We start from the raw sequence: 11,646 nt of genomic DNA on the forward strand, positions 1-11,646 counted from the left end.
CCGGTATCGAGGCGGCCAGCAAAGTCCGCTCCTCGCGGGGACTCCTCGTTCACGTCTTCGGCCGCCTCGCGGCTGCCATGTTCCTGTTGAACCAGTGGCCGGACAGCCCTTAATTCGCATTAAAGCGCGCGAGCGCCTCGTCTTTCTCTTCGGCCGCTGCATAGAGCTGACCCGCATGGAACCGCAGGTTCACGCGCTGCCACTCCTCAAGGACCTTGGCTTCTTTTTCGTACCGGTCGATCAGCTTGGCGGCTTCCAGATACTTTCCCTGATCGGCGATTTTGCGCCAGCCGCTGCCAGGGCGCTGGTCGAAGGTCTCATAACTGAGCTCCAGTTCCTTGGGGCTCTCATTTTTCTCCTGAGCAGGGGCAGCGGAAGAAAAAAGAACGGTGGCAGCCGACAGAAGCATCAAGCCACGCCTCTGCAACGAAAGCCGAATCATTTATGGATCCCTTTGATACAAAAGCGAAAAGAGGCCCTAACCCTGAGCCGCGGCGAGCTCGGCATCCTTGGCTCTGGCTCGCGCCACCGCTGGGCGGGTATTGATGCGGTCGATGTAGGTCTTGATCGTCGGCGATTCCGGCACGAGCTTGAACGCTGTACTCCAGGCGAAGGCGATGCCCCAAAGCACATCCGCGGCGGTGAACCTCTCGCCCAGAATGTAAGGCCCCTTTGCGAGCTGATCGGTCAGCGTTTTTAACATAGTGTCGTAATCGCCGTACGGGGAGGTCGACCGCGGAGCGGCCTCACGCTCCAAGCCTTTGTCCACCATGGCCGGTTCGAAACAGGAACCGTAGAACACCAGCCAGCGTAGATAAGGTCCTCGCAGGGGATCGCCGACGGCGGGCGCGAGTCCCGCCTCCGGATAGAGGTCGGCGAGGTAGATGAAGATTGCCACCTGCTCGGTGATCAGGGCATCGCCATGCAGCAGGGCGGGCACCTTGCTCATGGGATTGATGGCGAGATAGTCGGGCTTGCGCTGCTCGCCCGTTTTCAGGTTAAACACGTGCAGCCGGTAATCGGCGCCGAGTTCCTCGAGCAGGGTTAGGGTGCCGAGAGAACGGGTATTGGGGGCATGAAACAGGGTGACTTGGCGGTTGCCATCCATCATAGGTTTACTCTCGTTCAAAAGACTTCGGCATTGACGACATTCCAGAGGTAAAGCGAGGCCACCGTGCGATAGGGCCGCCAACGCTCCCCCAGAGAAATGAGCTGGCTGGGGGAGGGGACTTCCGGCATCCCGTAGACTCTCGCGATACCTTTTCGGAGCGCGTAGTCGTCGACCGGAAAGACGTCCGTCCGGCCAAGATTGAAGATGAGCAGCATCTCCACCGTCCACCGCCCCACGCCTCGAATCGAGATCAGCCGTCGCACGATCTCGTCGTCGTGCAGCGCAACGATGGCCCTTGCCGTCGGTACGGTACCGTCCAGAGTCTTGGCCGCCAGATCCTTCAGCGCGGCGGTTTTCGCTTTCGACAGGCCCGCCTCCCGCAAAGCCTCGTCGGGGGTATTCAGGAGTTCGCCGGGTTCCGGAATCGTCGTCCCCGGATAAAGTCCCTTCACCCGGTTCAGGATGGTGGCTGCCGCCTTGGGCGTCAGTTGTTGGTAAACGATCGCGCTTAGCAGCGCCGCATAGGGAGAGTGTTCGGCATTCGGCTTGAATGCGATGGGCCGGGACAAGCAATCGACCAGGCGGGGATCGAGGGCTTTAAGGCGCGCCGCCGCACGCCGGAGATCTTGTGCCGACTTGAGTGTCGGCGGCAGAGCCCAAGCGACTCCTTCGGCGGCCAGCATCCGGGATTTGGTCGCCAGTCCGCCCGGCGCCGAAAATCCGCCGGGCTTGCCGCCGGCCGCCAGTACCCGGTGGCAGGGGATGATCAGGGGGATCGGGTTTTTCCCCAGAGCCTGGCCGACGGCCCTCGCCGCACCGGGGCGCGCCAGGGCTTCCGCGATCTCGCCGTATGTCATGGTTCGCCCGGCCGGAATGGCACGAGCGGCTTCATACACTTCCCGTGCAAAGGGTCCCACGCCGTCGAGGTCGACATCGATGTCCCGAAAATCCTCGGCCTCTCCCTCGAAGTGCCTGCGAATTCGCTCGATGATGGCCGCGATCGCGGGCGGCGGAGCGCTAGCCGGGCGCGCGCCGGATTCCCGTGCGAGCCTCGCTTCCGTCGCTTGCGCCGTGTGGTCGGGAAGCTGAAACGAAGTCACTGCCGGCGGGGCGCCTTTGGTCCAGCCGTTGCGCCAGGCGATTCCGCAAGGACCGAGCGGGGTGTCGAAGATGCAGTAGTCGGACGGCTTCATGGGGATTGGTCCTCCGGATCGATGCGGACGGTTCATATCACCATCACGGATTTTTTGGGGGCAGGCTGGTAACGAATTCGATAGCCAAGTCGACATAATGCTGAAGTTGACGATCTTCCGCCAGCCCTTCGTCGGAGATCATGGCCCAGCCTTTCATGGGCTTTCCGGTGATATCCATCGGTTTGACATGGGTTTCCTCGAAAAGCCGGCGGGCCGTATGTTCGCCCACCCGGACGATCAGCCATGATCGATAAATGCCGACACACATGTTGCCGTGCAGCAGCCAGCCGATGCCGCCGAACATGTTCTTGGCCTCGAAGCCGGCACGCTCGGCGAGCATTTCCTCCAAGCGCTGCGACAAGCCCGGATCGCAAGCCATGATCAGTTCCTCCAAAAGTCCGGTTCAGCATTATCGGACGGTACCGGCGGCTCGCACCGGAGCTTGGGATCGACCGGCATGTTTGAAGTCGCTGCCGTATATCCAGCCGATAGCTGCCCCCGCGGCGGCGAATTGGATCAGGTGAAAGGTGCTCTGAACCGTCAGCCAGAGTTCGATGGAAGAGACCTGAATTTTCGCCGCGTTCGCCAAGGTCGACACGCTGAACAGGAACAAGCCCATGAGGCCGCCGAAAGCCAGCCCTGAGCGAATCGGTGTCTTTTCGCAGCCGAAGTACGGGTACAGCAGGGCGATGATCGCGCCCTGGACGAACATCGAAAGTAGACCGAGGGGGATGATCGGTTCGGCACGGTTGTATATGCCCAACTCGTGGTACACATCCTTGAACAGAATGAAGTGCCAGGGGGCGCCGATGGCGAACGAGAGGGCGACATAAGCCAGCACGGCCAACAGAAACTTTTTCGTCATGGAATTCCTCCAAAGCTTAAAATACTTGTTTATCAAAAGCATTTTAGAAACTACTGCAAACGCTTGCGTAACGCAAGCGTTGTTCTGGAGATTTGTCTTGCCCAAACTGTTATGCCATAGCGACAGCTCGCCCTGTCCGCTGGCCCATGCCCTGGACCTTATCGGTGATCGATGGACGCTCTTGATCGTCCGCGACCTGATGTTCCGCAACCTGCACGAATACAAAGATCTCCTCAATTCCTTCGAAGGAATTTCCACCAATATCCTGGCCGACCGGCTTCGCCGCCTGGTTCAGGCGGGCCTGATCAAATCCGTCGCGCACCCGGAAAGCAAAACCCGCAAGCTGTACTACCTGACGCCATCCGGCAAGTCGCTGATCCATGTCATGATCGAAATCGTCAAATGGTCCGATGAGCATGTGGGCACTGCCAAGATTCCGCCCGACGTCGCCGGTCAGTTGGAGGGGAACCGCGACGAATTTGTCAGGAAAGTTCTGGAGAAGCTGGAACGCTGGGAAGCTGAGCACTTGGCCTGAACCGTCTCCCGAGCCAAGCCGGCACTTGGCAAAGGCAATGCCATGTGCGAAAGTACAGCGCTTGCATAATACAAGTATTTAAGCTTGGGGCGCCTCGAAGCGTGGAGCGATGCGCCCCGAAACTATCCCGACCCGCAGCAAGGAGAGACACTATGACCAGCCCTTCCAAGCAGCACGGACACCTTCAGACTGATTGGACAGTTGAGAAAGTCCCCACGGATACACTGGTTAGAACATACATTATGGTCGGCATTATCGTCGCACTATTCGTTGCGATGCTGGTGGCGGCTATTCGGATGACGCCCGCTACTGCGGATGTCCACCTGAATCCCGGCATGTTGATTAAGCCGGTTGTTGCGCTTGCCGGCCTTACAGCCATGGTGACGGTACTGATGGTCGTATACAGAAACCTTGCATTCATCCGTGGCACGGCATCGGAGCGTTACTTCCGGACTTATGCGTCGACTGCGCCAGTGCCCGCCGAATGGATTGAACGTCCTGCCAGAGCGTATATGAACCTCCTGGAACTCCCCGTCCTTTTCTATGTTGTCTGTTTGTTCATGTTGACGACTGGCAAGTTCGACAATGTGCAGGTTGCTTTGGCCTGGATTTTCGTGGCAACGCGCTATGCCCATGCGGTTATCCATATCGGCTTTAATTACGTGCCGGTCCGGTTTGCCGCATTTTTTGCCGGGTTCATCACGCTTACGGTCATCTGGACTCGATTTGCGGCACAGAGCATATGAACCAACTGGGCACGATGTAGAAATACGCGCCGAACCGGAGTGAGCGCCGCCACAAGGACAAGGCCGCTCTTTTACGTTCATGTTTTCCGAGCCACGCCGGGTTAAGCATCATCGGTCTTCTCGGACGCCGCGACGGCCAGCAGGTTGGCGTCGCGAAAAACCCTCCAAGCCCCATCAGCTCCCTTGCGGAGAATGGTTAGCGTGTCGCCGGTCCGCTGTACCGGAACCCCCCCGTTTCGGGGCGTCACGGTAACCGATAGGCAGCTCCAGCAATAAGCCCAATTTTCCGAGATCTCGATCTCCCGAATCTCGCCCTCGACATGCAGGCGGTGGGTTTGCAGCACGTTGCGAAAGCCTTGTTCGAATGCCTGCCGGCCGCACATCGGAGCTTGCCCTGCGACCAGGAAAACGACGTCTTCCGACATGAGGGGCAGAATCTCGGACACCTGGCCGGATGCGGTAGCGCGATGCCAGGTCGTTATCAGTTCGCGTATGGATTGCTCGTCGCGTGTCATGAATGGTTCCTTGCTTTAAAAGCGGTCTGCCTGATCGCTGTCGCTCCTTGCCGGACGACACGGTCAGAGGCTGCGCCCGTCGAAGTGCTTGGTCGAAACTCGTGACCAATCGATGCCTTCGAGACAGCGGGCATTGATGGCCGCCATGGCGCGGCCCGAGGGGTCGGTGCCTTCGCCAAAGGTATGAATTCCGCAGCGGGCGCAGAATCGGTGTTTGATCCGGCCGGTATGGAACGTGTACGTGGAGAGATTTTGTTCCGGTGTCAACAGGCGAAGTTGCTGCCGCGGCACGAACCAGAGCAGCGAGCCGCGTTTGCTGCAGATGGAACAATTGCACTCGATGACGTGTTCGATATCGCCTTCGACCTCGAAACCGATTTGCCCACAGTGGCAGCTACCTTGGTAGACCATCGTTTCATTCCTTCTTGAAAGCCAGCGCCCGCCGGGCGATCTCGGATGGCTCGACATCCTCCACATGGGTCGCTATCAGCCAGTGGTTGCCGGCCGGGTCTTGGACGCCTGCCATACGGTCGCCCCAGAACTGATCGCCCGGTGCCATGAACGACGTCGCACCGGCATCCAGTGCCGCGCGATAGGTCGCATCCGTGTCGGGTACATAGAGATGAAGCAGTGCCGGTATACAAGGACGTCGTTCCATCGCCTCGCCCATCATCACGATCGAATCTCCGATTTTGACCTCGGCATGCATGACGCGCCCCTCGGCGTCATGAATTCTGATGCACTCGATGGCTCCGAATGCGGTCTTGAGGAATTCGATCAGCCGGGGGACGCCTTCCACGACTACAAAAGGCGTCACGGTATGAAAGCCGTCGGGAATCGGTTTAACGGTCATCTCTATCTCCTTCGCGAAATGGGTTCAGATTATCCAAAATGGTTCTTTTTCAGTGCGTGCGTGATGTTTGCCGGTCCCCTCCCTCTTTCCAAATGCGCGGAGGCTAATCGTCGAGCCCCGTACCATCAGTGTCATCGACAACCCGGCCAGCCACCCCGCTGCTGCTCACGGCGACACGGATGTTCTCGGGCAGACGTATGGACGTTCCGACTCCGGATATCTGGATGGATTGCACGGTCGCACCGGATAAAACGGTAATCCTGTGATTGACTCCGCTAACCCACAATGTCCTGATGGCGCTCCCGGAAGGCACCCGAACGGTATTGCCGTCTCCCGAGACGTAGAGGTCGAACAGGCTTGGATGTGAGGCCGATATGTCTTGTCTTGCTCCGGACACCTTGACTGTCGCAATGTCGCCGTTTCCTGCCGTGCCGACCAAGGATTTGTCGGCGCAAGCGGACGCGATAGCCGCAAGCGCAGCCGTGACAACGAACCTTGCAAGACGATGCAACCTCATAACGAATCTCCGTGATTAAAACAAAGGGGTCGGAATATCGCCCCACACGACGTGGGCAGGGGGCGTTTCGATGGCGGTAACCTTGCCGGCGGCGATGTCGACTTCGACCAACAGCAACGGATCGACACCATAGGCCGATCGAACGATGTCCGTCCCGGCCGCGCGCTTCTCATGGATGCGCGCTTGGCTGAACAGGATCTTGTAGTAACGTCTGTCGAAGTTCGCCGGCGTGTGGTGGCCTCCTCGCCCCGGCTCGAGGTCGATCGGCAAGTCGGCCAGGTGCCAATCCCGAGGTACCACATGGACCACCAGCGGATCCGCGCCAAAGCGCGCCAGCAGCTGCGGAACCTCTGAGTTCTTGAGTGCGGTACGATAGGCCGCGAGCAGTTCCTCCTCGCTGAGCGGAGCAGGCGACAACACGGCGGCGCGGTTTGGGTAAACCGCCGTGATTTCCGATAGCGTATATTCCCGCAAACCGAATCCGATGAGCAAGGCAGCGATGATGCTCGCGACGGCGCCCAATGCACCGAGTCCGATCCGGGGATGTCCGCCGCGATCCGCGGAATGCGGAATGAAAGGCAGAATCGGCGGGGTGCGGGCTTGGTAATCCCGGTAGGCTTGGCCGAACTCCGCTTCGCAGCGCCGCTCTTCCAGGGCGGCGAGATAGCGATACATGAACAGCATCGCCACGTATGCGATCAAGACGAGAAAGCGCGGCCACATCAGCAGGGTGCCCAGTCCAAGCAGCGCCAGCGCGGTATATTGCGGGTGACGGCTGAAGGCATACAGGCCCGTCGTGACCAGTCCTTTTTGGCGGAACTTGTTCCAATAGAGCTGGCCCGCCGAGGCCAGGAACCATGCCGCTCCGATCACTGCGAAGACCCCGCCGATCCAGGGCAGCGCGTTGAGAACCGGACTCCGGGTCGTCGAAATATGGGGCAGAAAGAACTGGGTCAGCCAGGCCGTGGCTTCCCAACGGTTGAGAACATTCAAGGCCGGCCCGTACAAGGAGTAAAAATAGAGGGCGGCCGGACTGATCATGAACAGGATTTCGAAACCGATGACCAGGTAAACGATCCATGCGGTCGGCTTCAGCAGCCGTTTTGGGGTAGTGGAATTCTCGGGTCGAGACGGGGCGTTCATTGCTTGGGACCTCTCCATTCGGGTTGGATAACACGATAATCCCGATCGGTTACGGAACGGTTTCGCCGAGTGGCAGATTTGTAACGGCCGATTTCATTTGCGCCATCTGTTACCGAAAGTTACAAAGTTTTTCTGGAATGTTGTGAAGGATGTCTGACAATCCGCCCATGTCGAAGTCTCCGCGTATTCTGATCGTAGACGACGACCGCGAACTCCGCCAATTGTTGTCCGGGTTTCTCGCACGGCATGGTTATCGAGTGGATGCGGCGGCGGATGGACACGCCATGGCGAGAGCCATGGATGTCGCGCGCTTCGATCTGGTGGTGCTGGATTTGATGTTGCCGGGCGACGACGGCCTCGCGCTCTGCCGCCGGCTGCGGGCGACGTCGAATCTGCCGGTGATCATGCTCACCGCGCTCGCCGAGGAGACCGACCGCATCGTCGGACTGGAAATGGGTGCCGACGATTATGTCGTGAAGCCGTTCAGCCCGCGCGAACTCCTGGCCCGCATCAAGGCGGTGCTGCGGCGTACCGGTGGAGCGCCGAGCCATGCGTCCGACGGAGCCAAGACATTGGTCTTCGACGGCTGGCGGCTCGACCTCGCCAAGCGGGAACTGCATTCACCGGAGGGCGTGCTGATGCCGCTGACGAGCGGCGAGTTCGATCTCTTGGCGGCCTTCGCGGAACATCCGCAACGCGTCTTGAGCCGCGACCAGTTGCTGGACTTGACCAAAGGACGCATTGCCGGCCCGTACGACCGCAGCATCGACGTACAGCTGAGCCGGCTGCGCCGCAAGATCGAGGCCGATCCCAACGACCCGACGCTGATCAAGACCGTGCGCGGCGGCGGTTATTTGTTCGTGCCCCGTGTCCTTCGCGAGAAGTGAGACCCAATGAGACTCTGGCCCGACAGCATCGCCGGCAGGATCGTTGGGCTGCTCGTCGCTGGGCTTGCTCTCACCATGTTGGCAAGCCTGTCGATCTTCATGCTGGATCTGTTCCACGGCAAGGGATGGAACGAGACTTTCCGAAACCTGCACCGTACCGCCGTCGTCGCCTCGGTGCTGAATCGGGTGTCCCCCGATTCCCGGCCGGCCTTGATTCCCGCCTTGAGCGAATCGGGCCTGTCGGTTGCCTGGCGGCCCGGAGAAACGCCGCCCGCCATGGCTCAAGACGCGATGACCCACCATCTGGCGCGCGATGTCCGCGTTCTTTCGGAGTCTTACGGGCTAGAGCGGGTCGAGGCCGGGTATCCGGCCGGCGCGCAGCGGCCGGCATTGGACTGGATGATGCCGGCACCGGGCCCTCTGCACGTTTGGGTGGCGCTGTCGGATGGCACCTGGGTGCAGTTCTCGATGGCAACCGAGCGTGTCGGCGCGCTTTCGACCTTGCGGCTGGTGCTGGCAATCGGCGTGTCATTATTCGGCATCATGGCGTTGGGGCTATGGGCCGCGCGCAAGGTGACCGCTCCACTGGCCCGGTTCGCCCTTGCCGCGCAACGGCTCGGCGCCAATGTGGATGTCCCGCCCATGAGCGAGACCGGCCCCAGCGAAATCCGCCAGGCCGCGGCGGCTTTCAACGACATGCAAAACCGCATCCGCCGCCTGATCGAAGACCGTACTTTAATGCTGGGCGCCATTTCCCACGATGTGAGAACCGCACTGACCCGGCTGAGATTCCGCACGGAATTGATAGTAGACCCCGCTCAACGCCGGAAAGCGGCCGCCGACCTGGACGAGATGGAATCGATGCTGACAGCGAGCTTGTCCTTCGCCCGCGACGATTCGGCGGCGGAACCTCCGACCGTTCTCGATCTGTCGGTACTGCTGCAAAGCCTATGCGACGATTTCGCCGACGCCGGAAAGCCTGTTTCCTGCGAAGGCCCCTTGCATCTGAAATATTCGGGCCGCCCGGTGTCGCTGCGCCGCGCCTTCGCCAACCTCATCGACAATGCCCTGACCTACGGGCGAGCAGCGGACGTGGTGCTGATCGATAGCGGCGACTGCATCGAGATCACCATCGGCGACCGCGGACCCGGAATTCCCGACGCGATGAGGGATCGGGTTTTCGTCCCGTTCTTCCGCCTGGAAGCCTCGCGCAGCCGCAAAACCGGCGGCACCGGGCTGGGGCTCACCATCGCCCGCATGGTCGTGCGCCGCCACGGCGGCGAAATTGCCCTGGCCGACCGACCGGGCGGCGGCTTGCTGGTGAAGGTGACTTTGCCCAAGGTGTCGTCCCCGGTTTTTGCCGGCCCCTGACTGACATCGGCGATTACAGATGTTGTAGGTCGGCAACCCTTTGCCGACAACGGCTCGATAACCGGATTCGCCTACGGCTACTATCAGTGGAAGCAATGGGGAAGAGCGGGTTACCGCGAACTGAGAAGATGCGGGGTCAGCGTCCGGGAAGCCTGGAACACTAGTAAATCGGCGCATGGCCCCTGGCGGCTTAGCAAGACGCCCGCTTTGACGCTGGCCTTACCGCGCCGTACCTTCCTTAACCTGGGGCTGCCGGAGCTGGCAGCATGAGATGGCCGTTATTCATCGAACCGCCGTGGTACCTGACCCGTATGCCCGGTGGTGTGGGAGGAGCGGTGCCGTAAGGCATCGCCCTATCCCGATTATGTGTCAACAAAAACGTTAGCTCCGCAAGATCTGTTATGCCCCTTCGTTCTTGGAACGATAGTCTCCTGAACGCCAAGGAGACGTTTCTTTGAACACTAACACAGCGAAGGTCCACGCTCGGTTCCGGAAGGTGCTTGAATACATTGATAACCACCTGGAGGACGACCTTTCCGTGGAAATACTCAGCGGTGTTGCGGCCTTCTCGAAATATCATTTCCACCGGCAGTTCTCTGAACTCTTCGGGATCGGTGTATACGAGTATGTTCAACTTTGTCGCTTGAAACGAGCCTCTTATCAGCTAGCATTTCGCAGCCACCGCCAAGTCATCGACATAGCTTTGACCAGTGGCTACAAAGGGCCAGAGTCGTTCTCTCGCGCATTCAAAAAGAGCATCGGGCAGTCACCTTCCGAATTCAGGCGTCAGCCGCAGTGGAATCCTTGGTACGCGACCTATCAACGATTGAGCGAACTAAGGAGCAATCACATGAAATCGATAACGAACGGCGAGCAGGTCAAAATCGTCACCTTCAATGAAACCAAGGTCGCCGCGCTTGAACATCGTGGCGACCCACAACTGATCGGTAACTCAATACGGAAATTCATCGAATGGCGAAAGCAGAATCATCTCTCGCCAAAGGTTAGTGCCACATTCAACATTCTCTACAACGACCCGGCAGAAATCGCCCCTGAGGATTATCGTATCGACATATGTGCAGCAACCGTTCACGACCTCGCCAACAACGAAGTCCGAATAGTGAGCAAAACCATTCCCGGAGGCAGATGCGCGGTGTTGCGGCACATCGGCTCCGATGACACCCTTCGAGATACCATCCGATACCTTTATTCCGAATGGTTGCCGCAAAGCGGAGAAGAACCGAGAGATTTTCCGATGTTCTTGCAACGAATCCGGTTCTTTCCGGATGTGTCGGAAGGCGAGGCTGTTACTGACGTATTTCTGCCCATTTATTAGCTCACAGGATGCGCTGAACGAAGGGAAGCCCCCTTCGACCGGGCTCAGGACAGGCATTGTTCGCGATCGATGCGGTTCATGCCGGACCTCCCTATCCGGCACCCTGCGGGCGGCTCCGCCGTGCACCAATTCGCCGGGAGCGACCATTCGGCCCGGAGCCGGATGGGACAAACGAAGTTTGCCTTAGGGCCAAAGCCAAGGATGGCTTTGGTCAATTGGAACGTGCGAAGCACGGCCCGACGGGCGAGTCTCATGGATGAGACGAATCAATCGGCCTCGCCACGCTGTCCCGCTTCGCTCGCGAGTCCGGGGCAGCCTTTCCCTGGCCTGCCCGCTCGTCGCGTTGCGCCTTGCCCTGCCAATTTGTCGTACCTCAGTGCATCCTACGAGCTGAAGCGCATTCACGCCGGTTCGCTTTTCTGGACAAACCGTTCCGCACGCGCCGATAAGGCGCGATAGACCTGTTCGTGGAGCGGCGCGGGAATTCCGTACTGGCGCGCCATTCCGACCACGGCTCCCGTCATCGTTTCCAATTCGGTCCGCCCGCCTTTTTCGAAGTCCATGTGCATGGACG

General features: G+C 59.6%; 15 protein-coding genes. 5 read left to right on the forward strand and 10 right to left on the reverse strand.

Annotation, left to right across the window (positions count from 1 at the left end; translation table 11 throughout):
- Positions 1-109: 109 nt before the first annotated feature.
- The 5 genes from ABJK70_RS12700 to ABJK70_RS12720 form a co-directional block, all read right to left on the reverse strand.
- Positions 110-409 (reverse strand): hypothetical protein, encoded by a 300-nt coding sequence (locus tag ABJK70_RS12700; protein WP_347258155.1) that lies wholly within the window; start codon positions 407-409, stop codon positions 110-112.
- Between the two features lie 69 nt (positions 410-478).
- Positions 479-1,111, reverse strand: a complete 633-nt coding sequence (locus ABJK70_RS12705; protein ID WP_347258156.1) for a glutathione S-transferase N-terminal domain-containing protein — start codon at positions 1,109-1,111, stop codon at positions 479-481.
- A gap of 14 nt (positions 1,112-1,125) precedes the next feature.
- On the reverse strand, positions 1,126-2,304 hold the full coding sequence (locus ABJK70_RS12710) for a methylated-DNA--[protein]-cysteine S-methyltransferase (protein ID WP_156880556.1): 1,179 nt from the start codon (positions 2,302-2,304) through the stop codon (positions 1,126-1,128).
- 43 nt (positions 2,305-2,347) lie between these two features.
- A complete protein-coding gene (locus ABJK70_RS12715; RefSeq protein ID WP_143735060.1) occupies positions 2,348-2,683 on the reverse strand; it encodes a TfoX/Sxy family protein in 336 nt (111 codons plus the stop codon).
- Positions 2,684-2,713: 30 nt separating this feature from the next.
- Positions 2,714-3,169 carry a hypothetical protein gene (locus ABJK70_RS12720; RefSeq protein ID WP_205780664.1) on the reverse strand — a complete coding sequence of 152 codons (456 nt, stop codon included), beginning with the start codon at positions 3,167-3,169 and terminating at the stop codon, positions 2,714-2,716.
- A 97-nt stretch (positions 3,170-3,266) separates the two neighbouring features.
- Between ABJK70_RS12720 and ABJK70_RS12725 the strand changes: the two genes are divergently transcribed.
- The gene (locus tag ABJK70_RS12725; protein ID WP_208110221.1) at positions 3,267-3,704 is read left to right on the forward strand and encodes a helix-turn-helix domain-containing protein; all 438 of its coding nucleotides are present in this window, start codon (positions 3,267-3,269) and stop codon (positions 3,702-3,704) included.
- 152 nt (positions 3,705-3,856) lie between these two features.
- A complete protein-coding gene (locus ABJK70_RS12730) occupies positions 3,857-4,450 on the forward strand; it encodes an MAPEG family protein (RefSeq protein WP_086134033.1) in 594 nt (197 codons plus the stop codon).
- 101 nt (positions 4,451-4,551) lie between these two features.
- On the opposite strand, the gene ABJK70_RS12735 is transcribed toward ABJK70_RS12730, so the two are convergent.
- The 5 genes from ABJK70_RS12735 to ABJK70_RS12755 form a co-directional block, all read right to left on the reverse strand.
- Complete coding sequence (locus tag ABJK70_RS12735; RefSeq protein WP_077728703.1) at positions 4,552-4,965, reverse strand: SgcJ/EcaC family oxidoreductase; 414 nt, start codon at positions 4,963-4,965, stop codon at positions 4,552-4,554.
- A 63-nt stretch (positions 4,966-5,028) separates the two neighbouring features.
- Positions 5,029-5,376 (reverse strand): GFA family protein, encoded by a 348-nt coding sequence (locus ABJK70_RS12740; RefSeq protein ID WP_077728704.1) that lies wholly within the window; start codon positions 5,374-5,376, stop codon positions 5,029-5,031.
- A 4-nt stretch (positions 5,377-5,380) separates the two neighbouring features.
- Positions 5,381-5,818, reverse strand: a complete 438-nt coding sequence (locus ABJK70_RS12745) for a VOC family protein (RefSeq protein WP_077728705.1) — start codon at positions 5,816-5,818, stop codon at positions 5,381-5,383.
- 103 nt (positions 5,819-5,921) lie between these two features.
- Positions 5,922-6,335 (reverse strand): hypothetical protein, encoded by a 414-nt coding sequence (locus tag ABJK70_RS12750; protein WP_347258157.1) that lies wholly within the window; start codon positions 6,333-6,335, stop codon positions 5,922-5,924.
- 15 nt (positions 6,336-6,350) lie between these two features.
- A complete protein-coding gene (locus ABJK70_RS12755; protein WP_166642692.1) occupies positions 6,351-7,478 on the reverse strand; it encodes an isoprenylcysteine carboxylmethyltransferase family protein in 1,128 nt (375 codons plus the stop codon).
- A 149-nt stretch (positions 7,479-7,627) separates the two neighbouring features.
- Here ABJK70_RS12755 and ABJK70_RS12760 point away from each other — a divergent pair, with 149 nt between their 5' ends.
- The 3 genes from ABJK70_RS12760 to ABJK70_RS12770 all read left to right on the forward strand — a co-directional run bounded on the left by ABJK70_RS12760 (position 7,628) and on the right by ABJK70_RS12770 (position 11,072).
- On the forward strand, positions 7,628-8,365 hold the full coding sequence (locus ABJK70_RS12760) for a response regulator (protein ID WP_205780665.1): 738 nt from the start codon (positions 7,628-7,630) through the stop codon (positions 8,363-8,365).
- Positions 8,366-8,371: 6 nt separating this feature from the next.
- Positions 8,372-9,736 (forward strand): ATP-binding protein, encoded by a 1,365-nt coding sequence (locus ABJK70_RS12765; RefSeq protein WP_347258158.1) that lies wholly within the window; start codon positions 8,372-8,374, stop codon positions 9,734-9,736.
- Between the two features lie 454 nt (positions 9,737-10,190).
- Positions 10,191-11,072: an AraC family transcriptional regulator gene (locus tag ABJK70_RS12770; protein ID WP_347258159.1), complete on the forward strand. Its 882-nt coding sequence runs from the start codon at positions 10,191-10,193 to the stop codon at positions 11,070-11,072.
- The last annotated feature ends 574 nt before the right edge of the window (positions 11,073-11,646 follow it).

It is taken from the genome of Methylocaldum sp. (assembly GCF_039794385.1).
Taxonomy (GTDB): Bacteria; Pseudomonadota; Gammaproteobacteria; order Methylococcales; family Methylococcaceae; genus Methylocaldum.